This is a genomic window from Streptomyces sp. NPDC102274 (assembly GCF_044766385.1).
Taxonomy (GTDB): Bacteria; Actinomycetota; Actinomycetes; order Streptomycetales; family Streptomycetaceae; genus Streptomyces.
Window position 1 is genome coordinate 152,951 of record NZ_JBIWLW010000016.1, and the last position, 25,429, is coordinate 178,379.

General features: G+C 70.8%; 21 protein-coding genes. 12 read left to right on the top strand and 9 right to left on the bottom strand.

Annotated elements, in window-relative coordinates; all coding sequences use genetic code 11:
• Positions 1-37: 37 nt before the first annotated feature.
• A complete protein-coding gene (locus ACIRQP_RS22425) occupies positions 38-961 on the top strand; it encodes an MIP/aquaporin family protein (protein WP_403892765.1) in 924 nt (307 codons plus the stop codon).
• Positions 962-1,055: 94 nt separating this feature from the next.
• On the opposite strand, the gene ACIRQP_RS22430 is transcribed toward ACIRQP_RS22425, so the two are convergent.
• From ACIRQP_RS22430 to ACIRQP_RS22455, 6 genes are all read right to left on the bottom strand, one after another.
• Complete coding sequence (locus tag ACIRQP_RS22430) at positions 1,056-2,270, bottom strand: serine hydrolase domain-containing protein (RefSeq protein WP_403892767.1); 1,215 nt, start codon at positions 2,268-2,270, stop codon at positions 1,056-1,058.
• A gap of 100 nt (positions 2,271-2,370) precedes the next feature.
• Entirely contained in the window at positions 2,371-3,081 is a 711-nt protein-coding gene (locus ACIRQP_RS22435) for a response regulator (RefSeq protein ID WP_403892769.1), read from the bottom strand.
• A complete protein-coding gene (locus tag ACIRQP_RS22440) occupies positions 3,078-4,385 on the bottom strand; it encodes a sensor histidine kinase (RefSeq protein ID WP_403892771.1) in 1,308 nt (435 codons plus the stop codon). The genes ACIRQP_RS22435 and ACIRQP_RS22440 overlap by 4 nt, the downstream gene beginning before the upstream one ends.
• A gap of 1 nt (position 4,386) precedes the next feature.
• On the bottom strand, positions 4,387-5,259 hold the full coding sequence (locus ACIRQP_RS22445; RefSeq protein WP_403892831.1) for an SAM-dependent methyltransferase: 873 nt from the start codon (positions 5,257-5,259) through the stop codon (positions 4,387-4,389).
• A gap of 25 nt (positions 5,260-5,284) precedes the next feature.
• Complete coding sequence (locus ACIRQP_RS22450; RefSeq protein ID WP_403892833.1) at positions 5,285-6,043, bottom strand: glycerophosphodiester phosphodiesterase; 759 nt, start codon at positions 6,041-6,043, stop codon at positions 5,285-5,287.
• Positions 6,044-6,045: 2 nt separating this feature from the next.
• Positions 6,046-7,071, bottom strand: a complete 1,026-nt coding sequence (locus tag ACIRQP_RS22455) for an adenosine deaminase (RefSeq protein ID WP_403892773.1) — start codon at positions 7,069-7,071, stop codon at positions 6,046-6,048.
• Between the two features lie 166 nt (positions 7,072-7,237).
• Here ACIRQP_RS22455 and ACIRQP_RS22460 point away from each other — a divergent pair, with 166 nt between their 5' ends.
• The gene (locus ACIRQP_RS22460; protein ID WP_403892775.1) at positions 7,238-8,029 is read left to right on the top strand and encodes a DUF4190 domain-containing protein; all 792 of its coding nucleotides are present in this window, start codon (positions 7,238-7,240) and stop codon (positions 8,027-8,029) included.
• Here the strand turns inward: ACIRQP_RS22460 and ACIRQP_RS22465 are convergent.
• The gene (locus ACIRQP_RS22465) at positions 8,026-8,598 is read right to left on the bottom strand and encodes an NADAR family protein (RefSeq protein WP_403892777.1); all 573 of its coding nucleotides are present in this window, start codon (positions 8,596-8,598) and stop codon (positions 8,026-8,028) included. The genes ACIRQP_RS22460 and ACIRQP_RS22465 overlap by 4 nt on opposite strands.
• Positions 8,599-8,779: 181 nt before the next feature.
• Between ACIRQP_RS22465 and ACIRQP_RS22470 the strand changes: the two genes are divergently transcribed.
• From ACIRQP_RS22470 to ACIRQP_RS22505, 8 genes are all read left to right on the top strand, one after another.
• Positions 8,780-10,300, top strand: coding sequence for a gamma-aminobutyraldehyde dehydrogenase (locus ACIRQP_RS22470; protein WP_403892779.1), 1,521 nt, complete (start codon positions 8,780-8,782; stop codon positions 10,298-10,300).
• A 59-nt stretch (positions 10,301-10,359) separates the two neighbouring features.
• Positions 10,360-11,607, top strand: coding sequence for a PotD/PotF family extracellular solute-binding protein (locus ACIRQP_RS22475; RefSeq protein ID WP_403892781.1), 1,248 nt, complete (start codon positions 10,360-10,362; stop codon positions 11,605-11,607).
• Between the two features lie 75 nt (positions 11,608-11,682).
• Positions 11,683-12,867 (top strand): ABC transporter ATP-binding protein, encoded by a 1,185-nt coding sequence (locus tag ACIRQP_RS22480; RefSeq protein WP_403892783.1) that lies wholly within the window; start codon positions 11,683-11,685, stop codon positions 12,865-12,867.
• Positions 12,864-13,796, top strand: a complete 933-nt coding sequence (locus ACIRQP_RS22485) for an ABC transporter permease (RefSeq protein WP_403892785.1) — start codon at positions 12,864-12,866, stop codon at positions 13,794-13,796. Before ACIRQP_RS22480 ends, ACIRQP_RS22485 begins: the two co-directional genes overlap by 4 nt.
• Positions 13,796-14,593: an ABC transporter permease gene (locus ACIRQP_RS22490; RefSeq protein WP_403892787.1), complete on the top strand. Its 798-nt coding sequence runs from the start codon at positions 13,796-13,798 to the stop codon at positions 14,591-14,593. The genes ACIRQP_RS22485 and ACIRQP_RS22490 overlap by 1 nt, the downstream gene beginning before the upstream one ends.
• 36 nt (positions 14,594-14,629) lie before the next feature.
• Positions 14,630-16,090, top strand: a complete 1,461-nt coding sequence (locus ACIRQP_RS22495) for an NAD(P)/FAD-dependent oxidoreductase (protein WP_403892789.1) — start codon at positions 14,630-14,632, stop codon at positions 16,088-16,090.
• Positions 16,091-16,303: 213 nt separating this feature from the next.
• Positions 16,304-16,792: a hypothetical protein gene (locus ACIRQP_RS22500; protein WP_403892791.1), complete on the top strand. Its 489-nt coding sequence runs from the start codon at positions 16,304-16,306 to the stop codon at positions 16,790-16,792.
• A gap of 184 nt (positions 16,793-16,976) precedes the next feature.
• Positions 16,977-18,803 (top strand): chitinase, encoded by a 1,827-nt coding sequence (locus ACIRQP_RS22505; RefSeq protein ID WP_403892793.1) that lies wholly within the window; start codon positions 16,977-16,979, stop codon positions 18,801-18,803.
• On the opposite strand, the gene ACIRQP_RS22510 is transcribed toward ACIRQP_RS22505, so the two are convergent.
• Complete coding sequence (locus tag ACIRQP_RS22510) at positions 18,757-19,332, bottom strand: phosphatase PAP2 family protein (RefSeq protein WP_403892795.1); 576 nt, start codon at positions 19,330-19,332, stop codon at positions 18,757-18,759. The genes ACIRQP_RS22505 and ACIRQP_RS22510 overlap by 47 nt on opposite strands.
• Before the next feature lie 450 nt (positions 19,333-19,782).
• The gene (gene gabT / locus ACIRQP_RS22515; protein WP_403892797.1) at positions 19,783-21,117 is read right to left on the bottom strand and encodes a 4-aminobutyrate--2-oxoglutarate transaminase; all 1,335 of its coding nucleotides are present in this window, start codon (positions 21,115-21,117) and stop codon (positions 19,783-19,785) included.
• 295 nt (positions 21,118-21,412) lie between these two features.
• On the opposite strand from gabT, the gene ACIRQP_RS22520 reads away from it, so the two are divergent.
• Together ACIRQP_RS22520 and ACIRQP_RS22525 are read left to right on the top strand one after the other, a co-directional pair.
• Complete coding sequence (locus tag ACIRQP_RS22520; protein WP_403892799.1) at positions 21,413-23,587, top strand: ATP-binding protein; 2,175 nt, start codon at positions 21,413-21,415, stop codon at positions 23,585-23,587.
• A 210-nt stretch (positions 23,588-23,797) separates the two neighbouring features.
• Entirely contained in the window at positions 23,798-25,426 is a 1,629-nt protein-coding gene (locus ACIRQP_RS22525) for a PucR family transcriptional regulator (RefSeq protein WP_403892801.1), read from the top strand.
• The last annotated feature ends 3 nt before the right edge of the window (positions 25,427-25,429 follow it).

Here is a 25,429-nt window from a genome sequence, read left to right on the forward strand (position 1 = left end):
GAAGGCTGTCCGAAGGCTGTCTGCGGCAGGAGGAGCTATGGCGACTACCAGTACGAAGCGTCGCGGCTACCACGAAGGACTCAATGGCGAGCTGCTCGCGGAATTCCTGGGAACGTTTGTACTGATCCTGCTGGGCTGCGGTTCGGTCGCCGTGGCCGTCGCCGGGCTCCCGGGTTCAGGCCGCCAGACGGTCGCCTTCGGCGCGGCGAACTGGCTGATCATCTCGTGGGGCTGGGGTCTCGGCGTGGTCTTCGGGGTGTATGTCTCCGGGGGTATCAGCGGAGGGCATATCAACCCGGCCGTCACGCTCGCTTTCGCCGCGCGCCGCGGATTCCCCTGGAAAAAGGTCCTCCCGTACTGGGGCGCGCAACTCCTGGGTGCCTTTATCGCCGCCGCCGTGGTCTTTTCCGCGTACAACTGGGCCATCGACGATTTCAATGACAAGGCCGGAGTCGCCAGGGACCAGTCGCTCTCCACCTTCTCGATTTTCTCCACCTTCCCGGCTGAATACTTCGGAAGTTCCTGGTGGGGTCCCTTCCTGGACCAGCTCATCGGCACCGCGATTCTTCTCCTGCTGATCTGTGCGCTCACCGACACCCGCAACAGCGCGCCCCTGTCCAATCTGGCACCGTTCCTGATCGGTCTGGTCGTCTTCGCGATCGGTCTGAGTATCGGGACGAACGCCGGATACGCGATCAACCCCGCACGTGACTTCGGCCCGCGGCTGTGGACGTACTTCCTGGGCTGGGGAGATATCGCGCTACCGGGCAGCTTCCAGTGGTTCAGCGGCTATTTCTGGATCCCGATCGTCGGACCGCTGGTCGGGGCGCTCGTCGGGATCTACGTCTACGACATGCTCATCGGGAAGGTACTGACGGCCCGCGCCAAGGATGTGCCGCCCGAGACGCTCAGGGCCGAGGAGCCAGGGCCGTCGAGGGAGGACCCGGGCGCCGATCTGTGAGGGCGCGGAACGGGACCTGTGCGTACGCGATCTGTGCGTGCGACCTGTGCGTCCTGTGCGTGCGACCCACGTGGACGGGCCTACGGGGTCGGGCCTACGCGGACGGGGCCCGACCCTCCGACGGCTCGCCGAACGTGGCGACCATCAGCTTCAGCGCGGTCGGGTTCATGTCCCGGCCCTTCGCGTCCGTCGCGTTGACGCTGTACAGCAGCGTCCGGGAGAGATCCCGGGTGGCGCCGATCGCCGTGTTGTAGCCCCACCGTCCGCCCGTTTTGCCCCACACCTGACGGCCCCCGAGCGTCGTCACCGACAGCCCGGCGCTGAACACGGCCGGGTCGCCGGAGACATGGTCGCGCACGGACGGGTCCGGCAGGGTGAACATCTCCTCCAACTGCGGCTCCGGCACCACCTGGCCCCGGAACAGGGCCTGGACGAACCGTTCGAGATCGGCCGTGGTGGAGATGATGTCGCCCGCCGCCCAGCTGTCCGTGGTCCCCCACACCGTCACATCGCGCAGTTCGAACCCCCCGTCGGAACCGCCTTCGGCGCGGGGGAAGGACTGGTAGCCGTGGTTGTGCGGCCCCTTGATACGCGGGTCGTCGCCGGGGAAGTACGTGTCGCGCAGACCGAGCGGTGCCAGCACACGGCGGTGGACCTCGTCGGCGTACGGGCCGCCCGTGACCCGCTCGATCAGCAGGCCCAGCACGGTGTAGTTGATGTTGAGATAGTGCTGCGCCGTCCCGGGGGCGAACTCCCGCTCCTTCGCGGTCGCCGACACGACCATGTCCCGTGGATCGTGGCGGTCGAAGCGGTGGGCGTACCACTCCTCGACGTTCTCCCCGGGCAGCTCGGCCGCCGGGATCCCGCTGGTGTGGTTGAGCAACTGGCGTACGGTGACCGCGCCGTACGCCGCCGGGATCAGCGCCGGCAGATAGGACCTGGCCGGGCGGTCGAGGTCCACCTTCCGTTCGGCGGCGAGCTGGAGGACCACGGCGGCGGTGAACACCTTGGTCACCGAACCGGCCCGGAAGCGGCCGTCCTCGTCGGCGGGCCGGCCGCCGCGCAGATCGTGGACGCCCGCGCTGCCGCGCCAACTGCCGTCCGTGCCGCCGACCCTGACCAGCGCGGCGGTCGCGTCGGCGTCGGGCAGACCGGCGAGAGCGGCCCGCAGCGCCTCGGCGTCGGGGGCGGTTCTCGTCGCGCTGCTGTGCGGAGCCGCCGTGGCGAGGGCGGCCGGGGCCGCGGGACCCGCCGCGATCCTCAGAACGAGGGCGGCGGCCACGGCGGCGGTGCGTGTGCGGGCATGCATCTCTGGGTCTCCAGACGGGAGGCGGGTGGGGTGCTGACCCGTCCCATCCTGCTGAGCGAGGCGCTCCGGCGGATCGCCGGAGCGAGCGGTCCTCGCGGTCTCAATCCCTCGCCGGTACGGGGGAGTCGCGCACGCCGTCTCCTCCGTGGGGAGGATGTCCGGCGGCGACCAGACCGGTCTCGTACGCGCAGATGACCGCTTGGACGCGATCGCGCAGACCGAGCTTCGCCAGCACATGGCCCACATGCGTTTTGACGGTGTGTTCGCTGACGGTGAGCGCTGCCGCGATCTCCGCGTTGGACAGACCGCGGGCCAGATGCAGCAGTGTCTCGCGCTCCCTGGCGGTGAGGACGCCGAGCCGCGCGGCGCTCGCCGCGGCGGGGCGCGGCGGCTGCCGGGTGTACTCCTCGATGAGACGGCGGGCCACCGACGGGGCGAGCAGGGAATCCCCGGCCGCCACCACCCGTACGGCGTGCACCAGGTCGTCGCGCCGGACGTCCTTGAGCAGGAATCCGCTCGCCCCCGCGTGCAGGGCCTCGTACACATACTCGTCGGAGTCGAAGGTGGTGAGCATGACCGCGCGGCAGCCGGTCGCGTCCGTGATGGCGCGGCACGCCTCGATCCCGTCCATCACGGGCATCCGGATGTCGAGCAGCGCCACCTCGGGGCGGTGGCGGCGTACCGCCTCGACCGCACGCGCGCCGTCGCCCGCCTCGGCGACCACTTCGATGCCGGGCTGCGCGTCCAGGATCATCGAGAATCCGCTGCGCACCAGCTCCTGGTCGTCGGCCACCACCACACGGATCGTCAACTCCCCACCTCCGCACGGGAGTGTACGAACAAAAGCCGTACGGCGAGCCGGAAGCCCACTCCCCCGGGGCCCGGTCCGGTGCCGGCCGTTCCGCCATGGGCCGCGGCGCGTTCCCGGATGCCGAGCAGCCCATGACCGGGGACGGCGTCGGCGGCGGGGACGGTGGGGTCGGCGGGACCCCGGCCGTCGTCGGTGACCGTGATCACCAGGGCCTCCGCCCCGTACTCCAGCCGTACGTGGACGGAGCGGGCGGCGGCATGTCTGACCACATTGGTCAGCGCCTCCTGGACGACGCGGTAGACGGTCGCCTCCGTGTCGAGCGACAGCGGGCGGGACCGGCCCTCGGTCACGTAGTCGACGGCGAGTCCGCCCGCGGCGACCCGTTCGACGAGCCCGGGGAGCCCGGCCAGGGAGGGCTGAGGCCGGCGCGGCGACCGCCCGGTGGCTCCGGCGTGCGCGGCGTTTTCGGTGGTCCCGGTGGTCCCGGCGTGCGCAGTGTTTTCGGTGGTCTCGGAGGCATCGGTGTGCTCGGTGTTCTCGCGGAGCAGCCCCAGCATCCTGCGCAGCTGGACCATCGCGTCCCGGCCGGTCTCCGAGATGGCCTCGAAGGCCGCCTCGGCACGTTCGGGCGCGGTGCGTACGGCGACCGGGCCCGCCTCCGCCTGGACCACCATGACGCTGACCGCGTGCGACAGGATGTCGTGCATCTCCCGGGCGATCCGGGCCCGTTCACGCGCCGTCGCCTGCTCGGCCTCGATCCGGTTCGCCCGCTCCAGCTGAGCCGCCCGGTCCTCGACCGCCGCCGTATAGGCCCGGCGGGTGTGGGTCAGCCGGCCGAACGCGTACGCCGCGCCGAACACGAAGAGCGAGAACAGCAGCTCCCTGGCATCCCCGGAGTTCAGGGCGACCCCCGCGGGGACGAGCGCGAAGGTCAGTACGGCGACGGGGACGCGGTGGCGGGCGGGGGACAGCGCGGCGACGGTGTAGAGCGCCATCAGGCTGGTGTACGGCAGTGACTGGCCCGGACCGTCGAGCGTGAACTTGTAGAGGATCTGCGCCATCAGAACGGCCAGTAGTACGGTCACGGGCGCCCGCCGCCGCCAGACCAGCGGCAGCACGGCCAGCGTGGTCAGACCGTACGACGGCCAGTCGGCAGGCGGCAGTCCGGGCCCGCGCGGCACGACGAACGGAATGGTCACCGCCGCCTGGATGAGCAGGGCCACCCCGATGTCGACGGCCCACGCACCGGCGCCGGACGCCGCTCCGGCTCCCGCATTCGCCCCTTTGCTCCCGGTTCCAGGCATGTCAGGGCTTGCGGGCCACCACGCCGAACTGGGCCACCTCCACCGCGCTGTCGTCCGCGCGGGGGTCGGGGCGCCAGCGCGCACAGGAGACGATGCCCGGCTCAAGCAGCTCCAGACCGGCCACGAAGGACTCGATGTCCGCCCGGCCGCGGGCGGTGATCGGCGGAGTCGCGTTCTCGTTCCAGAACCGCATCGCCGCGGCATTGCCGTCGCCGCCCAGCTCCAGCGTGGGGTGGGTCAGCACCAGATAGCTGCCGGAGGGTACGGCGGCCATCAGTTTCCGTACGATCGACCGCGCCTCGTCGGTGTCGAGGACGAAGTTCAGGATGCCGAGCATTATGACCGCCACCGGCCGCCGCAGGTCGAGCGTCGGCTCGACACCGGCGAGGATCGCCTCCGGGTCGTGGGCGTCCGCGTCGATGTACTCGGTGGCGCCCTCCGCCGAACCCGTCAGCAGCGCGCGGGCGTGCGCCAGCACGATCGGGTCGTTGTCGACGTAGACGATCCGGGACTCGGGCGCGATCCGCTGTGCCACCTCATGGGTGTTGTCGACGGTGGGCAGGCCCGTGCCGATGTCCAGGAACTGCCGTACGCCCAGGTCCCCGGCGAGATGCCGGACCGCCCGGCCGAGGAACGCCCGGTCCGCGCGCGCCACTTCACCGATGCTCGGATACATCTCGGTGACCTGGTCGCCGATCGCGCGGTCCACCAGATAATTGTCCTTGCCGCCCAACCAATAGTTCCAGACGCGCGCGTTGTGGGCGATGTCGGAGCGGATACGCCCCGTCGGGCGCGGGGTGTCGTGGTCGTCGGACACATCTTCTCCTCTGCTCCTGCCGCGCCCGCCGCGATCACGGGAGGGACCGTCGCTCATCATGCCGGACCGTATGCCCGGAGGTTCAGGAACGACGAGTCCCCAGCAGTCCGGACAGGACATCGATCCGGTTGGTGGTGACGGAGTCGACGCCGTGCGCGATCAGCCGGCGCATGCTGCGCCGAGTGTCCACGGTCCAGGCGGATACCAGCAGCCCGTCCCGGTGGTTGCGGTCGGCCAGCTCCCGGCTGACCAGCCCGAACCGGTAGTTGAGCCAGCGCGGCCGCACTGCCGCGAGCAGGGCCGGACGCGGGGGCGCGAGCGTCGTCCACGTCATGGCGATCTCGGCGTGCGCGTCGGCGGCGCGGACGGCGAGCATCGCGCTCGGGCCCGCGCAGTAGTACACGCGCTCGGCGGCGCCGCAGTCACGCACCGTGCTGACGATCGTGCGTACCGACTTCTCGGTCGCGCCGGGAAGGTCCAGCATGAAACGCGCACTGTCCGCGCCCGCGTGGCCGCCGCCCGTTCCGTCCGGGGCCTCCGCCGTGAGCGCCTCGCGCAGCGTCGGGACCCCGCCGTCCGTCAGCGCGCGCAGTTCCTCGTACGTCAGCTCCGCCAACCGCCGGTCATGGCCCCAGAGCCGCTCCAGCGTGGAGTCGTGCAGCAGCACGGGCACGCCGTCGCGGGTGAGCCTGACGTCGATCTCGACCGCGTCCGCGCCCCGCCGCCGGGCGGAGTGCACGGACGGGAGGGTGTTCTCCCGCACGCGGTAGGGATCACCGCGGTGGCCGACGGCGACGACGGTCCGCGCGGCGGTGTCCGGGTCCGTCCGGTCGTCGGCCATCGTCAGCGCGCGAGCCACTGGGCGGTGTACGCGTCGATCTCGGTGGTGAGCTTCTTCTTGTCGTCCGTGTCGAGGAACGAGGCTTCGACACCGTTCTTCGCGAGATCCGCGAGGCCGCGCTCGTCCAGACCGAGCAGCCGGGCGGCCACCCCGTACTCCTGGTTGAGGTCCGTGCCGAACATCGGCGGGTCGTCGCTGTTGACCGTCACCAGCACACCGGCCGCGACCATCGCCTTGATCGGGTGCTCATCGAGATCGAGGACGGCGCGGGTGGCGATATTGGAGGTCGGGCACACCTCCAGCGGGATGCGGTGCTCGGCGAGGTACGCGAGCAGCTCCGGGTCCCGGACGGCGCTCGTGCCATGGCCGATGCGCTCCGCGCCCAGTTCGCGCAGGGCGTCCCAGATCGTTCCGGGACCCGTCGTCTCACCGGCGTGCGGCACGGAGTGCAGACCCGCGGCGATCGCGCGATCGAAGTACGGCTTGAACTGCGGCCGGGGCACCCCGATCTCGGGACCGCCGAGACCGAAGGCGATCAGTCCCTCGGGCCGCAGGTCCACCGCGAGCCTGGCGGTCTCCTCGGCCGCGGGCAGCCCGGCCTCGCCGGGGATGTCGAAGCACCAGCGCAGCACGACCCCGAACTCGGCCTCGGCGCTCTTCCTGGCGTCCTCGATCGCCTCCATGAAGCCCTGCTCCGGGATGCCGCGGCTGGTCGAGCTGAAGGGGGTGACCGTCAGCTCGGCATAGCGGATGTTCTGCCGGGCCATGTCACGGGCGACCTCGAAGGTCAGCAGCCGGACGTCCTCGGGCGTACGGATCAGATCGACGACGGAGAGATAGACATCGATGAAGTGTGCGAAGTCGGTGAAGGTGAAGTAGTCGGCGAGCGCCTCGGGGTCGGCGGGCACCTTGGAGTCGGCGTGCCGGGCGGCCAGTTCGGCAACGATACGGGGCGATGCCGATCCGACATGGTGGACATGCAGTTCGGCCTTGGGCAGCCCCGCGATGAAGGGGTGCAGATCGGTCATCGGGGTCCTCCGGATGCTCGGGCGGGTGCCACGAATGAACGGCGTCGGAAGGGACGGGACGTCCGCACCCTGCCCGGGGCCGCTCGGGTCAGGGATCATCGTAGGCCGGGCCCGTTCCGGGTGGAGCGGAGGCCGTAGCATGACGGAATTACGATGGGGGAGGCCCATGTCAGACAAGAGCGAGCAGCCGCCGGGCGGCTACGAGCCGGGTGATCCGTGGGCTCCGCCAGAGCAGCGGATTCCGCTGGACAAGCCGGCGCCGCTGCCGCCGCCGCCGATATCACCCGAGCTTCCGGGACAGCGGTCATCAGGGGCCGCTCAGCCCCCGCAGGACCCGTGGCCGTCGGCCGGATCGGTGCACCAGCAGCCGACGATCGCCGGTACGCCGACCGGAGGGCCCGAGTCCGGCGCCGTGCCCCCGCCGCCCACCGCTCCCGGGGGACCTGCCCAGCCCGCCGCCGGTCCCTATGGGTACCCGGGCGCCTCGCCCGTCCAGCACCCCGCCGCTCCGTACGGCGCCGGTGCGGGACCGGGATCGGCCCCAGGCTATGGCTATCCCGGCTACCCCGCCGCACCCCAGCCGTACCCGGGCATGCCGGGGTACGGCCAGCCCGGCTGGCAGCCCCCGGCGAACGGTATGGGCGTCGCCGCGATGGTGCTCGGCATCCTGTCCGTCTGCCTGTTCTGTCTCTACGGCATCGGCGGCATCGTCCTCGGCGTACTCGCGCTGATCTTCGGCATCGTCGGCAGGAAGAGGGTGCAGCGCGGCGAGGCCAACAACGAGGGTCAGGCCCGCGCCGGTGTCATCCTCGGGTCGATCGGCATCGCCCTCGGCGTCATCTTCCTCGGGTTCATCATCTGGGGCATCACCCAGGCGATCAACGAGGAGAGGAACAACGACTACGACAGCACCTACGACGACTACAGCACCTCGCTGGTGGTCGACGTCACCCGCTAGCGTGTCGCGAAAGTAGCGCCGTCGGTCCGGAGCCGCTCACGCGCCTCCATCAGCGCCAGACCCAGCAGATTCAGTCCGCGCCAGCGCGCGGGATCCCGCGCCCGCTCGTCGTCCGAGGCCAGTCCGATGCCCCAGATCCGGTCCATCGGGCTGGCCTCCACGAGCATCCGGTCGCCTGTGGCGAGCAGGAATCCGCGCAGCGCGGCATCCTGCCCGAATTTGTGGACGCTGCCCTCCACCACGATGCCGAAGCGCTCGCGCTCCCAGACGGCCTCGTCGAAATCGCGCACCAGCCGCCCCGCCTTCTTGGCGAGCGCGGGATTCGCCGCCTCCAGAGCGGCCCGCTCGGCCTGCTCGTCCCCGAAGAGCCGCGCCTTGCCCGCCATCATCCAGTGCTCGGCCGTCGCGTATTCCACCCCGTCCACCGTGAACGGCGACGGCCACCACTGACTGAGGCAGCTCGCGCCGAGCGTGCCGTCCCGGCGCGGTGCGTGCCCCCAGAAGAGCAGGTACTTCTCACGCCCCGAGTTGTTCCCCACGCATGCGAGTCTGGCAGCCACCACTGACATCGCGTCCGCCGATCAGCATGCCGACGCGACACATGGTCGACCGATTCCGTCGCGTAACCAAAAGGCAACAACGGAATCCCTTGTTGAGGTGGCGGCGCTCTGTCAGGATCGGCACTCAATTGAAGCCGGAACAACAGCCGGAACAACAGCTGACCAACCAGCTGGGACATCGGAGAGCGTCATGGCCAACCGCTTCCAGGTGCGGGACCGCTTCGCGGCCGGTGCGCAGTTCATCGGCGGGCAGCCGCGACCGGGCACCTCGGGACGTACGCACGCCGTCGTGAACCCGGCGACCGGCGAGGAACTGTACGCGTACGAACTGGCGGGCCCGGCCGATGTCGACGCCGCCGTCGCCGCGGCGCGCGAGGCGTTCCCCGGCTGGTCGGCCGCCACCCCGGGGGAGCGTTCGGACGCCCTGCACCGGCTGGCGGCCGTCCTCGCCGAACAGGCCGACGACCTCGCGTACGCCGAAACGCTCCAGTGCGGCAAACCGATCAAGCTGTCCACCGAGTTCGATGTCCCGGGCACCATCGACAACACCGCCTTCTTCGCGGGCGCCGCGCGCCATCTCCAGGGCGCCTCGGCCGGTGAGTACAGCGCCGATCACACCTCGTACGTACGCCGCGAGCCGATCGGGGTCGTCGGCTCCGTCGCGCCCTGGAACTACCCGCTCCAGATGGCCGCCTGGAAGATCCTTCCGGCCGTCGCCGCGGGCAACACCATCGTGCTCAAGCCCGCCGAGATCACCCCCTTCACCTCGCTGATGTTCGCGCGGGCCGCCCAGCGGGCCGGACTGCCCGACGGCGTGATCAATATCGTCACCGGCGCGGGTCCCGACGCCGGGGAACGTCTCGTCGGCCACCCCGATGTGGTGATGACCTCCTTCACCGGCTCCACGGCCGTCGGAAAGCGCGTCGCCGAGATCGCCACCGCCACCGTCAAACGCCTCCATCTCGAACTCGGCGGCAAGGCGCCCTTCCTGGTCTTCGACGACGCCGACCTGGAAGCCGCCGTCCACGGCGCGGTCGCGGGCTCCCTCATCAACGGCGGCCAGGACTGCACGGCCGCCACCCGCGCCTATGTGCAACGGCCGCTGTACGACGCCTTCGTCAGCGCTGTCGCCGAACTGATGGAGACCGTGCGTCTCGGTGACCCCTTCGATCCGGCCACCGACCTCGGCCCGCTGATCTCGCACACCCACCGCGACCGGGTGGCAGGCTTTGTCGACCGGGCCCGCGGCCACGCCCGGATCGTCACCGGCGGCGAGGTGCCCGGGGGCCCGTGGAAGGACGGCGCGTACTACCGCCCCACCCTCGTCGCGGACGCCCCCCAGGACAGCGAGATCGTCCGGTCCGAGATCTTCGGCCCGGTCCTCGTCGCCCTGCCCTTCGACTCCGACGACGAGGGCATCCGGCTCGCCAACGACACCCCGTACGGCCTCGCCGCCTCCGCCTGGACCCGCGACGTCCACCGCGCCGGTCGGGCCACCCGTGAGATCGAGGCCGGCTGCGTCTGGGTCAACGACCACATTCCGATCATCAGCGAGATGCCGCACGGCGGCTACAAGGCCAGCGGGTTCGGCAAGGACATGTCGGTGTACTCCTTCGAGGAGTACACGCAGGTCAAGCATGTGATGTACGACAACACCGCGGTGGCCAGGAAGGACTGGCACCGCACGATCTTCGGGGACCGTCCCCAGTGACCGTCCGCCCCCAGTGACCGTCCGCCCGCAGTGACCACCCATCCGAAAGGGCACAGCGCATGGAGCAGTACGAGCCCGGCCGTCTCTCCGGGGCCCAACTCGCAGCGATGCGGCGCAGCCTGACCAGCGGCAGAGGCGCCCTCACCCGCCGTTCCATGCTGCGCGCCACCGGTGTCGGCGCGCTCACGATCGGTGGGCTCGCCGGTTTGAGCGGCTGCGGGATCCCGCCCGCCAAGCGGGAGGGCGACGGCCCCGCGTCCACCGACCACTCGGCCGACGAGAAGCGGGTCGTCTTCTCCAACTGGACCGAGTACATGGACGTCACCGAGGACGAGAAGCACTATCCGACGCTGGAGGCGTTCACCAAGCGCACCGGCATCAGCGTCAAGTACACGGCGGACATCAACGACAACGTCGAGTTCTTCGGCAAGATCCAGCCGCAGCTGGCGGCCGGCCAGGACACCGGCCGCGACCTCATATGCGTCACCGACTGGCTCGCCGCCCGCATGATCAGGCTCGGTTACGCGCAGAAGCTCGACCCCTCCCAGCTGCCCCACGCGTTCGCGAACCTCTCCGACCAGTTCCGCTCACCCGACTGGGACCCCGGCCGCGCGCACAGCTACCCCTGGACCGGAATCCCCACCGTCATCGCGTACAACGCGAAGGCCACCGGCGGACGCAAGGTCGACTCCGTCTCCCAGCTGCTCGACGACCCGCAGCTCAAGGGACGCGTCGCCTTCCTCTCCGAGATGCGCGACTCCATCGGAATGACCCTGCTCGATCTGGGCAAGGACCCGGGCGGCTTCACCGACGACGACTTCGACGCCGCCGTCGCCCGTCTCCAGAAGGCCGTCGACAAGAAGCAGATCCGCCGCTTCACCGGCAACGACTACACCGCGGACCTCGACAAGGGCGATATCGCGGCCTGTGTCGCCTGGGCCGGGGACGTCGTCCAGCTCCAGAACGACAACCCGGACATCAAGTTCGCCATCCCCCGCAGCGGCTACATCATCTCCAGCGACAATCTGCTGGTCCCGGCCAAGGCACGGCACAAGACCAACGCCGAGAAACTCATCGACCACTACTACCGGCCGCCGGTCGCCGCCCAGCTCGCCGCGTACATCAACTACGTCTGCCCGGTCGACGGGGTGCGCGCTGAACTCACGAAGATCGACAAGGCGATGGCCGACAACACGCTGATCCTCCCGGACGCGGCGATGGCCGCCGCCTCGCACGCCTTCCGCTCCCTCGGCGCCGAGGAAGAGACGGCGTACGAGCAGAAGTTCGCCAAGCTCATCGGCGCCTGATGCCGTACCTCCTCCATCGCCGGGGGCGGCCTGGTCTCAGCCCGTCCACCTCTCTCATCCCCGGGACCGTTACCCATGACAGAGACTGCATCCACCAGCCGGGGCGGCGGCGACGTCCGCCTGTCCGGGATCAGCAAGACGTACGGATCCTTCCGCGCCGTCCAGCCGCTCGATCTCACCGTGCCGCAGGGCTCCTTCTTCGCTCTCCTCGGCGCGTCGGGGTGCGGCAAGACCACCACCCTGCGGGTGATCGCGGGCCTGGAGGAGCCGACCACCGGCACGGTCTTCCTGGGCGACAAGGACGTCACCGGCCTGCCCCCGTACAAGCGGCCGGTCAACACCGTCTTCCAGAGCTACGCGCTCTTCCCGCACCTCGACATCTACGAGAACGTCGCTTTCGGACTGCGGCGCCGCGGCATCAAGTCCGTACGCAAGCAGGTCGGCGAGATGCTCGATCTCGTCCAGCTCGGCGACTTCGCCAAGCGCAGGCCGCACCAGCTCTCCGGCGGCCAGCAGCAGCGGGTCGCCGTCGCCCGCGCGCTGATCAACCATCCGCAGGTGCTGCTGCTCGACGAACCGCTCGGCGCCCTCGACCTCAAGCTGCGCCGCCAGATGCAACTGGAGCTGAAGCGCATCCAGACCGAGGTCGGCATCACCTTCATCCATGTCACCCACGACCAGGAGGAGGCCATGACGATGGCCGACACGGTCGCGGTGATGAACGGAGGCATGGTCGAGCAGCTGGGCAGCCCCGCCGATCTCTACGAGAACCCGGACACCACCTTCGTCGCCAACTTCCTCGGCACCTCCAACCTCATCGAGGCCGAGGTCGCCGAGATCCACGGCGACGACGTGGTGGTGACGGCGGGCGGCGCCAAACTGCGGCTGCCCGTGGGCCGGTGTTCCGCCCCGACCGCGAGCGGCGGCAGACTGCTGGTCGGCATACGGCCCGAGAAGATCTCGCTGGCGCACGCGGACGACGCGGGCACCGTCCCCGACGGCCGCAACCGCATCACCGGACGGATCGCCGACTCCAGCTTCATCGGGGTCTCCACGCAGTATGTGATCGACAGCCCGGTCTGCCCGGAGTTCGAGGTGTACGCGCAGAACATCGAGCGGGACAGCCGGCTCTCCCCCGGCGCCGAGGTGGTCCTGCACTGGAACCCGGCGCACAGCTTCGGTCTGGACGCGGCCCAGTCCCTGCTTGCCGGGACAGTGGGCTCCGCGGGCATCGAGACGGTGGACGAGGAGGTCTCGTGACGCTCACCGAGGCGCCTCCCGGCGCGCCCGCCACCCCGCCGGAACTTCCGGTGCGCAAGGCTTCCACGCGCAAGCGGCTCGTCCCGTACTGGCTGCTGCTGCCGGGCATCCTCTGGCTGCTGGTCTTCTTCGCGCTGCCGATGGTCTACCAGGCCTCGACCTCCGTACAGACCGGCTCCCTGGAGAAGGGCTTCCAGGTCACCTGGCACTTCCAGACCTACTGGGACGCGCTCCAGGAGTACTACCCGCAGTTCGTGCGCTCCCTGCTGTACGCGGGCACGGCCACGATCCTGTGTCTGCTGCTCGGCTACCCGCTCGCGTATCTCCTCGCCTTCAAGGCCGGACGCTGGCGCAATCTGCTGCTGGTCCTCGTCATCGCGCCGTTCTTCACCAGCTTCCTGATCCGTACGCTCGCCTGGAAGACGATCCTCGCCGACGGCGGCACGGTCGTCGGCATCCTGGACTCGCTGCATGTGCTGGACGTGACCAGCTGGCTCGGCTGGACCGAGGGCAACCGCGTACTCGCCACACCCATGGCGGTGGTCTGCGGACTCACCTACAACTTCCTGCCCTTCATGATCCTGCCGCTCTACACCTCGCTGGAGCGCATCGACGGGCGGCTGCACGAGGCCGCGGGCGATCTGTACGCCAGGCCGCTGACCACGTTCCGCACGGTGACCTTCCCGCTCTCCATGCCGGGGGTCGTCTCCGGCACCCTGCTCACCTTCATCCCGGCGAGCGGCGACTACGTCAACGCCGAACTGCTCGGCTCCACCGACACGAAGATGGTGGGCAGCGTCATCCAGACGCAGTTCCTGCGGGTCCTGGACTATCCGACGGCCGCCGCGCTCTCGTTCATCCTCATGGCGATCGTCCTGCTGATGGTCACCTTCTACATCCGCCGAGCAGGGACGGAGGACCTGGTCTGATGCGCCGGCTCCGACGCAACATCGTCGTCATCGCGGGCGTGCTGACGCTCGGCTATCTGATCGTGCCCAACCTCGTCGTGATGGTCTTCTCCTTCAACAAGCCGAACGGGCGCTTCAACTACTCCTGGCAGCGCTTCTCGCTGGACGCCTGGAAGGATCCGTGCGGAGTCGCCGACCTGTGCGGCTCGCTGACGCTCTCGCTCCAGATCGCCGCCTGGGCGACGCTCGGCGCCACCGTCCTCGGCACGATGATCGCGTTCGCGCTGGTCCGCTACCGCTTCCGGGCGCGCGGCGCGATCAACTCACTGATCTTCCTGCCGATGGCGATGCCCGAGGTCGTGATGGCCGCCTCGCTGCTGACGCTCTTCCTCAACCTGGGCGCGCGGCTCGGCTTCTGGACCGTGCTCATCGCGCACATCATGTTCTGCCTCAGCTTTGTGGTGACCGCCGTCAAGGCCCGCGTCATGTCGATGGACCCGCGGCTGGAGGAGGCGGCGCGCGATCTCTACGCGGGGCCCGTGCAGACCTTCGTCCGGGTCACGCTGCCGATCGCGGCCCCCGGGATCGCGGCGGGCGCCCTGCTCGCCTTCGCGCTCTCGTTCGACGACTTCATCATCACCAACTTCAACGCCGGCTCGACCGTGACCTTCCCCATGTTCGTCTGGGGCTCCGTGCAGCGCGGCACGCCGGTGCAGATCAATGTCATCGGGACGGCGATGTTCGTCATCGCCGTACTGCTGGTGGTCGGCGGCCAACTGGTCAGCAACCGGCGGAAGAGGACCGCCGCCACCACCTGAGCGGATCCCGCAGTTCCCCGGAAGGAGTTGGAAGACATGGCCGCAAGCGCCATGCGTACCGCCACCGCGGCGCTCTCCGCCGCATCGCTCTCCGACGCGCGGCCGGTCCCGTACTGGCTGGACGACCCCGGCAGGCCCGGGGCCCTGCCGGCCCTCAGCGGCGACGAACACTGCGATCTCCTCGTCATCGGCGGCGGCTACAGCGGGCTGTGGACGGCGCTGCTCGCCAAGGAACGCGATCCGCAACGGGACGTCGTCCTGATCGAGGGCCGCGAGGTGGGCTGGGCCGCCTCCGGCCGCAACGGTGGCTTCTGCGCCGCCTCCCTCACCCACGGATTCAGCAACGGGCTCGCGCGCTGGCCGGGTGAGCTGCGGAAACTGGAGGAGCTGGGCGAGCGCAATCTCGACGCCATCGAGGCGACCGTCGCCCGCTACGCCATCGACTGCTCCTTCGAGCGCACCGGCGAGATCGACGTCGCCACCGAGCCGTACCAACTGGACGAGCTCCATGAGCTGTACGAGGAGGCGACACGGCTCGGCCACACCGGTCTGGAGCCGCTCGACCGGGACGCGGTGCGCGCCGAGGTCGACTCGCCGACGTTCCTGGGCGGGCTGTGGGACCGGCGCGGCGTCGCCATGCTGCACCCGGCCCGGCTCGCCTGGGGTCTCAAGCGCGCCTGCGCGAACCTCGGGGTACGCGTCTACGAGAACACCCGCGGGCTGGAGCTGACGCGTGTCAGGTCAGGAGCCGGATCCGGGGCCGGGTCCGGGTCCGGGATGGCCGTCCGTACACCGTACGGGCGGGTCTTCGCGCGCAGGGTCGCGCTCGGCACCAATGTATTCCCCTCGCTGGTCCGGCGGGTGCGTCCGTACACCGTCCCGGTCTACGACTACGCGCTGATGACCGAGCCGCTGACCGAGGCGCAGCGTGCCGCGATCGGCTGGCAGAACCGTCAGGGGCTCGGCGACAGCGCCAATCAGTTCCACTACTTCCGGATCACCGACGACCACCGCATCCTGTGGGGCGGTTACGACGCGATCTATCCGTACGGCGGGCGGCTCGACACGGCGCTCGACCACCGTCCGGAGACCTATCTCAAGCTCGCCACCCACTTCTTCCGCTGCTTCCCGCAGCTGGAGGGGGTGCGCTTCAGCCATGCGTGGGGCGGCGCCATCGACACCTGTTCGCGCTTCTCGGCCTTCTTCGGCACCGCGTACGACGGCCGGGTCGCGTATGCCGCCGGCTACACCGGGCTCGGCGTCGGGGCGACCCGCTTCGGCGGGGAGGTGATGCTCGACCTCCTGGCGGGCGAACGGACCGAGCGCACCGCGCTGGAGATGGTCAGGAGCAAGCCGCTGCCCTTCCCGCCGGAACCGGCCGCGTGGGCCGGGATCGGCCTCACCAAGTGGTCGCTGGCCCGCGCGGACGCCCGGGGCGGACAGCGCAATCTGTGGCTGCGGACCATGGACCGGCTGGGTCTCGGCTTCGACAGCTGAGCCGCGACGGGTTCGCGTGTCCCGTGTCCCGTGTCCCGCCGTCATTGACGATGATCGCGAGACAGGAGAACGGGGGCCCGCGGTTGTGCGGCCGGGCCCTGTGATCCAGATCACCGCGAGATCGCGGGCCGAACTCGCGTCATCGACCGGCACCCCTCGTGTCTTCTCCCTTGCGGACAGATTGTCCAACAATACGGAGGGGAGGCTCGGCAGATGGCCGGCTCAGGGGCGAACAATGCGGTGGAGTGGCTGATTTCGGTGGCACCGGACCCCGGAGCCTGTCGGTGGGAGTGGGAGCGCAACCCCCTGGGGGTGGCTCTCCTGCCCGCGGGCAGGCGCTGGGACGTGCTGATCCTCCCCGGTGAACTGGGTTATCCGACCCTCGACGTATTGACCAGGCTCGTCGACCGGCCGGGGCCCGTGCTCGCCTGCTCCGGCGACGCGCGGATGGGGTTCTTCGTGCCGCCGGGCACGGTCGCGCGCTGGCTCGGTACGGGCGTACGCGGCGCCGGTTCCGGCAGCTGGATCGTCGTGCCGTACCCGGGGCGGGCGAGCGGCGGCATGCGCTGGCTCATTCCGCCGGACGGCTCGGGCACGCTCACCGACGCGTCACTGCTGGAACTGGCCATGCACGAGGCGACGGCGAACATCGCGGCGGGAGACAGGAATGGGGGCAGGGCAGGGGAGGACGGCGCCGTGTGACCCGAGAGGCCGGGAGCGGGGGAGCGGGGAACGGGCGACTGGGGAGCGGGGCACTGGGGGACTGGGCAGTGGGGGACTGGGGGCAGTTCCGGGGTGGCGCTGTCAGAGGTCTTGACCAACCAATTGGTCTGGACCATGCTGTGCGCGCTCCGCCACCTCATTTCCCCCATGCCCGGAGGCAGTTGTGGAACGCACCAGACGTCCTGCTCTGTACCCAAGACTGGTGGCCGCCCTCGCGGCCGCCGTGCTCACCGCGGGCGGACTCGTCGCCGCCGCCCAGACAGCACAGGCCGCCGACGCGGACATCGCCCGTAACGGCGGCTTCGAGTCCGGCCTGACCGGCTGGAGCTGTACGGCGGGCAGCGGCGCCGTCGTCACCACCCCCGTCCACGGCGGCGTCGGCGCGCTCAAGGGAACCCCCGCGGGCAACGACAACGCCAAGTGCTCGCAGACCCTCACGGTCAAACCGGACTCCGCGTACACACTGAGCTCCTGGGTCCGCGGCGGCCACGTCTATCTCGGCGCCTCCGGCACCGGCACCACCGATGTCTCGACCTGGACGCAGTCCGTGTCCGACTGGCAGAAGCTGACCACGAGCTTCCGTACCGGCCCGAGCACCACCTCGGTGACCGTCTACACCCACGGGTGGTACGGCACGCCCGCCTACTACGCCGACGACCTCACCCTCGTCGGTCCGGGCGGCGCCCCGGAGCAGCCCCCGGCCGTCCCCACCGGCCTGAAGACGGGCAGCGTCACCTCGACCTCCGTGGCGCTCTCCTGGGCGCCCGTCACGGGAGCCACCGGCTACACCGTCTACCGGGGCGGCGCCAAGGCACTGGACGTCAGCGGCACCTCGGCCACCGTCACCGGACTCGGCCCCGCCACGGCGTACAGCTTCCAGGTCGCGGCGACCAACGCCACCGGCGCGTCCGCCCTCTCGCCCGCCGTCACCGCCACCACCTCCGCCTCGGGCGGCGGCGGAGAAGGCGGCGCGGACCTGCCCGCCCACGCGCTGGTCGGCTATCTGCACTCCAGCTTCGCCAACGGTTCCGGCTACACGCGGATGGCCGATGTGCCCGCCTCGTGGGACGTCATCAACCTCGCCTTCGGCGAACCCACCTCGGTCACCTCCGGCGACATCCGCTTCAGCCTCTGCCCGGTCGCCGAATGCCCGAACGTCGAATCGGTCGCCGAGTTCAAGGCGGCGATCAGGGCCAAGCAGGCCGCGGGCAAGAAGGTCCTGATCTCCATCGGCGGCGCGAACGGCCAGGTCCAGCTGTCCACCACCGCCGCCCGCGACACCTTCGTCTCCTCGGTCTCCAAGATCATCGACGAGTACGGTCTGGACGGCCTGGACATCGACTTCGAAGGCCACTCGCTCTCGCTGAACACCGGCGACACCGACTTCCGCAACCCCACGACCCCGGTCGTCGTCAATCTCATCTCCGCGATCAAGACCCTCAAAGCCAAGTACGGCGCGGACTTCGTCCTCACCATGGCGCCCGAGACCTTCTTCGTACAGCTCGGCTACCAGTACTACGGATCCGGCCCCTGGGGCGGCCAGGACCCGCGCGCCGGATCGTATCTCCCGGTGATCCACGCCCTGCGCGACGATCTCACCCTGCTGCACGTCCAGGACTACAACTCCGGCCCGATCATGGGCCTGGACAACCAGTACCACTCGATGGGCGGCGCCGATTTCCATATCGCCATGACCGACATGCTGCTCACCGGCTTCCCGGTCGCCGGTGACACCACGAAGGTCTTCCCGGCGCTCCGCCCCGACCAGGTGGCCATCGGTCTGCCGGCCTCGACCCAGGCGGGCAACGGCCACACCCCACCGGCCGAGGTGAACAAGGCGCTGAACTGCCTGACCAAGAAGACCGACTGCGGTTCCTACCAGACCCATGGCACCTGGCCCGCCCTGCGCGGACTGATGACCTGGTCGATCAACTGGGACCGCTTCAACCAGTGGGAGTTCTCGAAGAACTTCGACGCGTACTTCGGCTGAGATCGCGCGATCCGGCCACGCGGAGTGCCCGCTCCAGAGCCAGGAGCTCCATTCCGCAGAGCGCCAGGCTGCCGAGGACGTCCAGCGGCCAGTGGTAGCCACGCAGTATGAGACCGATGCCCGTCGCCAGGGTGAGCAGGACGGCGGCGGGCATCGCCCGGTTCCCGTGCCTGTGGGGCGCGAGGAGCAGGGCGGCGCCGCCGTACGCGACCATCGCCGTTGCCGTATGCCCGGACGGGTAGTACCCGGTGGCGTCGGTGAGCGGGCCCGGCCGGTCGATCCAGATCTTGAGCGGTACGACCACGAGGGGGACGGCGACCATCGCGAGCGCCGCCATCAGCGGGCGCGCGCGCTGCCCGCGCCACAGCGCGTATCCGATCGCCACGGCCAGTACGGGCACGGCGACGAGCATGCTGCCGAGATCGGCGAGCAGTTCCGTCAGTGGTCTGGGCCCCTGGCCCGCGAGCGCGTGACTGACACGTTCGTCGGCCGAGCGCAGCGGCCCGCCGGCGGACACCTGCCAGGTCACGAGCGCGAAGACGGCCGCGCACAGCGCGAAGGGAGTCCAGAACCGCCACGCGGGGCGGGAGAAAAAGGCCGGCCGCCCGGGAACAGGGGGGGTTGTTCCGGGGCGGCCGTCCGGACCGGTGTGCCGCACGCCCCGGGGGGTTTGGGGCGGGCGGCCGTCCGATCGGTGAGGTGCTCCAGAGCCGGAGGCTCCAGTGGTGTGCGCGAAGGCACGACCAAAGCGGCGCTGGGGATGCCCCGCCCTGGTGTCGCTCGCAGTCCCCTGCGAGCGGGGTGTTTCTCTCATCTGCGGGAACGCTACGTCAGGCACGCGGGCACCGACAGCCCGAAACGCATCCCGCCATCGGCCTCGCACACCTTCTTCACAGGCCCTGACAGGTGTGGCGGACCGGGGTCGCCGTTGCGGACCCCTGTCCCTGTTCCGGCAGCTCAGACGCTGGGCTCCGGCGGCTCAGACGCCGGCGAGCGTCTGCTCGATGATGTCCAGGCCCTCGTTCAGCAGGTCCTCGCCGATCACCAGCGGCGGCAGGAAGCGCAGCACATTGCCGTAAGTGCCACAGGTCAGGACCAGTAGCCCCGCCGCGTGGCACGCCTTGGCGAGCGCGGCGGTCGCCTCCGGGGCCGGCTCCTTGGTCTCCCGGTCCTTCACCAGCTCGATCGCGATCATCGCGCCCCGGCCGCGGACGTCACCGATGAGGTCGTACTTCTCGCGCAGCGCGGAGAGCCGCCCCTTCATGACCGTCTCGATACGGCGGGCCTTCGCGGCGAGGTCCAGTTCCTTCATCATCTCGATGGCACCGAGCGCGGCGGCGCAGGCCACCGGGTTGCCGCCGTACGTACCGCCGAGGCCGCCCGAATGCGCGGCATCCATGATCTCGGCGCGGCCGGTGACGGCGGCGAGAGGCAGACCGCCCGCGATGCCCTTCGCGGTGGTGATCAGGTCGGGGACGACGCCCTCGTCCTCACACGCGAACCACTGACCGGTACGGCAGAAGCCGGACTGGATCTCGTCCGCCACGAACACGATGCCGTTGTCCTCGGCGAACTTCGCCAGCGCGGGCAGGAAGCCCTTGGCGGGCTCGATGAAGCCGCCCTCGCCGAGCACCGGCTCGATGATGATCGCGGCGACGTTGTCGGCGCCGATCTGCTTGCTGATCTGGTCGATGGCCTGGGCGGAGGCCTCGGGGCCGCAGTTCTCGGGACCGGTCGGCCAGCGGTAGCCATAGGCGACCGGCACCCGGTAGATCTCCGGCGCGAACGGCCCGAAGCCGTTCTTGTACGGCATGTTCTTCGAGGTCAGCGCCATGGTGAGGTTCGTACGGCCGTGATAGCCATGGTCGAACACGACCACGGCCTGGCGCTTGGTGTACGAACGGGCGATCTTCACGGCGTTCTCGACGGCCTCGGCGCCCGAGTTGAACAGCGCGGACTTCTTCGCGTGGTCACCCGGCGTCACCTCGGCGAGCCGCTCACAGACCTCGACGTACCCCTCGTACGGCGTGACCATGAAACAGGTGTGGGTGAAGTCCGCGAGCTGCGCGGAGGCACGGCGTACGACGGCCTCGGCGCTGGCACCGACCGAGGTCACGGCGATCCCGGAACCGAAGTCGATCAGCCGGTTGCCGTCCACGTCCTCAAGGATCCCGCCGTCGGCGCGGGCGGCGAACACGGGCAGCACGGACCCGACGCCACCGGCGACCGCGGCGGTACGGCGGGCCTGCAACTCCCGCGACTTCGGACCGGGGACGGCGGTGACGAGGCGGCGCTCCTGCGGAATGGCGGTCATGAGGGGCTCCTGGGGGTGTTTCCGGGGTCTTTCTTCGGCTTTCTTCGCAGGCTAGGGGTGGGGGATGGGTGCGGGCATGCGCCGTTCGGTAGTAATGGCGGCGTGTCGTTGTCCGTGGCGGACAGGTGGCATACACGGTGGGGCCAGGGGGTACGGCGGGGCGGGCAACACCCTGTGGGCGCGGAACGGTGAACTACCCGTGTGCGGGCACTAGATTGACGCTTGCACACGAGATCGACGCTTGCACACGGCGGACTGCGCAGCGCGGGCCCGACTGGTCAGGGGGCAGGGGTTCATGGACACCGACGGCACGCACGATTCGCAGGGCACGCGCGCCACCCCTGTGCCGCGGCCGGCGGGGCCGCCGCCCATGCCTACGTCCTCGCCGTCCCCGCTGGTCCCGCCGTCCGGTGGCTTTGAGTCGTCGGGTACCTACGAGCCGGGTGGCTTCGAAGCGGCTCCACCCGCGCCGGAGCGCGCCCCGGACAGCGGCCCGACGCTGGGCGAGTGGCTCCGGGTGCCCCGGGTCGCGGACGCGCCCGGCACGTGGGCGTACGGACACAGGCCGCGCCTCCCGGAGGAGCCGGAGCGCACGCCGCTGCGGCAGCTGGTCAGCGGAGCGCTGATCTCGCTTCTCGCGGGCCTGCTGCTCTGGTCGCTGCTGTGGAACGGCTATCTGGGCAGTTTCTGGCTCTGGCCGCTCTTCCTCGTCACCCCGGACCGCTGGTGGATCGGTACGCAGGAAGGAGCCATCGCCCAGAACATCTACAACGTCGTGGTCATCGGCGGACTCCTGATCCTCTTCGGACGGCTCGGCCGCTGGCCCGAGCTCGCCCGCCGCGTCCTCGGCCGCGTCCCCGGGGTCGCGCCCAAGGAGACCCCGCCACCGCCCCCGCAGCCCGAGGACGATCTCGCCGAGTGGCCCCAGCTCCGGGCCGCCGGCCAGGGCGAGACCGCCGCACGGCTCGCCGCCGAGGTGCGGGACGGGCGGATGAACGATGTCGACTACGCCCGGATCCGGCGTGCCTGGCACTCCGTACGGGCCGATCCCTCCCGGCTCACGGCGTTCGCCGAGGCCGTGCGGGGCCAGGGCGCCGCGGCCTGCGTCCACCCGTCCGGCAAGCGCGACCTGCCCGTCCGCGCGGCCCGGCACGATCTGCTCGTACGGCAGGTCCGGCTCGGCACGGTCCACGACGGGGAGCGCAACCCGTATCCCCGTCGCGGGACGGGGCTCGCGCTGGATCCGGTCCTGCTGGGGACCTCGCTGCTGGCCGTGGGGCCGCCGGGCGCGGGCAAGACCCACGCCCTCGTCCGTCCGGTCGTCGAGTCGCTCTCCCTCCAGGCGCTCGCCGGACAGGCCGTCGTCATCGCCGTCTGCGCCGCCGGAACCCAGCTCGGTCCCGACAGCGCCTATGACGTCGTGGTCCGGCTCGGCGACCCGGATTCGGTGTACGACCTGGATCTGTACGGGGGGACGAACGACCCGGACGAGGCCGCCGCCGTACTCGCCGAGGGCCTCGTCGGCGATCTCACGGACACCGACGGCAGACGGGCCACCACCGCGCTCGCGCAGCTGCTCGGCCCGTTCCGTGCCGCGCACGGCCGGCTGCCCGCCGTCCCGGAGCTGCGCGAGTTGCTCGACGGCACGCCCGCCGCGCTGGCCGCCCTGCGCGAGGCGCTCGACGCCGAGGGCCACCACGCCATGCGGCGTGAACTCGACACCAGGGAACGGCAGTCCGGAGCCCCCGGGGACGCGGGGAGCGCGCTCGCCGACCGGATCGCCCTGCTCGACCGCCCGGCGTTCGCGGGTTTCTTCGACACCAGCGGCAGGACCCGGCCGTTCTCGCTGCGCACCCTGGAGCATCCGCTCCGGGTCCGTATCGACCTGCCCGAGCGCGGGCACGCCGAGGCCTCGCGGATGCTGGCCAGGCTCGTCCTCGCCCAGTTCACGGCGAACGCCGCCGTACGTGCCGACCGCTCGCTCTTCGCCTGTCTCGTGCTGGATGACGCGACCCGCACCCTCACCGGCCAGACCCTGCGCGGGGTGCAGCGGCTGCGGTCGGTGAACGCGGGCGCGCTGCTCACGCTGCGCACGCTCGACGATGTGCCGGAGGCGCTGCACACCGCGCTCCTCGGGGCCGTCGGCTGCCGGATGGCCTTCTCCGGGATCACCACCTGGGACGGCAAGCGCTTCGCGGAGGCCTGGGGTACGGAGTGGGTGGAGACCCGGGACGTCACTCAGCGCACGGTCTTCGCCGACCAGCCGCTGACCCGGGCCATTCACGCGTTCCGGAAGCTGGTCACCGGCAAGGCCGTGACGACGGACGCGGTGACCGTACGGCAGGTCGAGCGCGAGCGCTGGTCGGCCTCCGAGCTGGCGCACTCGGTGCCCGCGGGGCACGCGGTGCTGTCGCTGCGGACGGTGGGGGGCGACCACGCGCCGCCCCTGCTGGTGGATCTGCGGAGCTGATCCCGCGTAACCGGCCGACGGGGGGCCCGCGCCAACCGGCTGCCGACCCCCGTCGACCTTCGCTGCCCAGCCATCGCCACCCCGGCCGTCGGCTCGTACAAGCTGGCAGAATTGAGGGATGCCGTTCATACAGGACGGCGTAATCGTCCGAGGTGGCGTCATCCGGCCGCCGCCCTGCCCCTCCACCGCCGAAAGCCCTACGGTTCCACCATGCCGCCCACCCTCGCCTCGCTCGTCCAGCATTCGGCGCTCAACCTCACCGTGCGTGCGGGGGAGGACCGGCTCCAGACGCCCGTGCGCTGGGTCCACGCGAGCGAGCTGGCCGATCCCGTGCCGTACATGGAGGGCGGGGAACTGCTCCTCATCACGGCGACGACGCTGGACGCCGCTGATCCGGAGGCCATGCGGCGCTACGTGCGCAGGCTGGTGGGCGCCGGGGTCGTCGGGCTCGGCTTCGCCGTCGGCGTCAATTACGAGGACATCCCGGAGGCGCTCGTCGAAGCCGCGCGGGAGGCGGGACTGCCCCTGCTCGGCGTCCCGCGGCGCACCCCCTTCCTCGCGATCAGCAAGGCCGTCTCGGCTGCGCTCGCGGCCGACCAGTACCGCGCGGTCACCGCGGGGTTCGAGGCGCAGCGGGAGCTGACCCGCGCCGCTCTCGCCGAGGGGCCCGCGGCGCTGCTGGACCGGCTCGCCGCGCATGTGGACGGCTGGGCGGCGCTGTACGACGCGTCGGGCGCCGTGGTCGCGGCCGCGCCCGAGTGGGCGGCGCGGCGGGCCGCCCGGCTGACCGGCGAGGTGGAACGGCTGCGGGAGCGGCCCGCGCCCGCGAGCGCGGTGGTCGGGGCGTCGGGAGACGTGCCGGCCGAGGCGTCGGGCGACGCTGAGGACCGGGTCGAACTCCAGTCCCTGGGCACGGGCCGCCGGGTGCGCGGCGCCCTCGCCGTCGGCACGGGAGCGGCGCTGGGCACCGCGGAGCGGTACGCGGTCCACTCCGCCATCGCCCTGCTGACACTGACCACGGAACGGTCGCGCGGGCTGCAGGCCGCCGAACAGCGGCTCGGCTCGGCCGTGCTGCGGATGCTGCTCTCCGGCCAGCCCGACCACGCGCGGGCCGTGGCCGGTGATCTGTACGGGGACCTGCTCGACGCCCCGTTCCGGCTGCTGGTCGCCGAATCGGCCGAATCGGTGAAGCCCGCGAAGGCGGCGAAGCCCCTGCCGGACCTGGAGGCCGGCCATCCGCTCCAGCTGCTCGCGGACGCGCTGGAGGCCGCGGCGGCACGAGCGGGTGAGGCGGTGCTCGCGGTCCCGGACGGCGAGGAACGGCTCATGGTGCTCGCGGTGGACGGCGGGGCGGTGCTCACGGCCTGCGAGGGATACGCCCGACGCGAGGCCGAAGAGGCCGAGGTCGTCATCGGGCTCTCCGCGCCCACGGGCCCGATCGCGGCGGCGGGCGCGTACAAACAGGCCGAGCAGGCCCTCTCGGTGGCGCGCCGGCGCGGCCGGGCGCTGGTCGAGCACGAGGAGCTGGCGGCGGGGTCGATCCTCCCGCTGCTCGCGGACGACGCGGTGCGCGCCTTCGCGGACGGCATGCTCCGCGCCCTGTACGAGCACGACGCGAAGGGCCGAGGGGATCTGGTGGCCTCGCTGCGGGCCTGGCTCTCCCGCCACGGCCAGTGGGACGCGGCGGCGGCCGACCTCGGGGTCCACCGCCATACGTTGCGCTACCGCATGCGCCGGGTGGAGGAGATCCTCGGCCGCTCGCTGGACGACCCGGACGTACGGATGGAGCTGTGGCTGGCCCTGAAGACGACGGCGTCGCCCGTTCCCTCGACCGAGTAACTG

Coding starts and splice junctions, on each gene's coding strand:
- ACIRQP_RS22470 (WP_403892779.1), top strand. CDS start 8,780: ATGGCCAACCGCTTCCAGGTGCGGGACCGCTTCGCGGCCGGTGCGCAG.
- ACIRQP_RS22480 (WP_403892783.1), top strand. CDS start 11,683: ATGACAGAGACTGCATCCACCAGCCGGGGCGGCGGCGACGTCCGCCTG.
- ACIRQP_RS22450 (WP_403892833.1), bottom strand. CDS start 6,043: ATGGCCGACGACCGGACGGACCCGGACACCGCCGCGCGGACCGTCGTC.
- ACIRQP_RS22520 (WP_403892799.1), top strand. CDS start 21,413: ATGGACACCGACGGCACGCACGATTCGCAGGGCACGCGCGCCACCCCT.
- ACIRQP_RS22500 (WP_403892791.1), top strand. CDS start 16,304: ATGGCCGGCTCAGGGGCGAACAATGCGGTGGAGTGGCTGATTTCGGTG.
- ACIRQP_RS22430 (WP_403892767.1), bottom strand. CDS start 2,270: ATGCATGCCCGCACACGCACCGCCGCCGTGGCCGCCGCCCTCGTTCTG.
- ACIRQP_RS22425 (WP_403892765.1), top strand. CDS start 38: ATGGCGACTACCAGTACGAAGCGTCGCGGCTACCACGAAGGACTCAAT.
- ACIRQP_RS22465 (WP_403892777.1), bottom strand. CDS start 8,598: ATGTCAGTGGTGGCTGCCAGACTCGCATGCGTGGGGAACAACTCGGGG.
- gabT (WP_403892797.1), bottom strand. CDS start 21,117: ATGACCGCCATTCCGCAGGAGCGCCGCCTCGTCACCGCCGTCCCCGGT.
- ACIRQP_RS22455 (WP_403892773.1), bottom strand. CDS start 7,071: ATGACCGATCTGCACCCCTTCATCGCGGGGCTGCCCAAGGCCGAACTG.
- ACIRQP_RS22440 (WP_403892771.1), bottom strand. CDS start 4,385: ATGCCTGGAACCGGGAGCAAAGGGGCGAATGCGGGAGCCGGAGCGGCG.
- ACIRQP_RS22445 (WP_403892831.1), bottom strand. CDS start 5,259: ATGAGCGACGGTCCCTCCCGTGATCGCGGCGGGCGCGGCAGGAGCAGA.
- ACIRQP_RS22460 (WP_403892775.1), top strand. CDS start 7,238: ATGTCAGACAAGAGCGAGCAGCCGCCGGGCGGCTACGAGCCGGGTGAT.
- ACIRQP_RS22475 (WP_403892781.1), top strand. CDS start 10,360: ATGGAGCAGTACGAGCCCGGCCGTCTCTCCGGGGCCCAACTCGCAGCG.
- ACIRQP_RS22490 (WP_403892787.1), top strand. CDS start 13,796: ATGCGCCGGCTCCGACGCAACATCGTCGTCATCGCGGGCGTGCTGACG.
- ACIRQP_RS22495 (WP_403892789.1), top strand. CDS start 14,630: ATGGCCGCAAGCGCCATGCGTACCGCCACCGCGGCGCTCTCCGCCGCA.
- ACIRQP_RS22525 (WP_403892801.1), top strand. CDS start 23,798: ATGCCGCCCACCCTCGCCTCGCTCGTCCAGCATTCGGCGCTCAACCTC.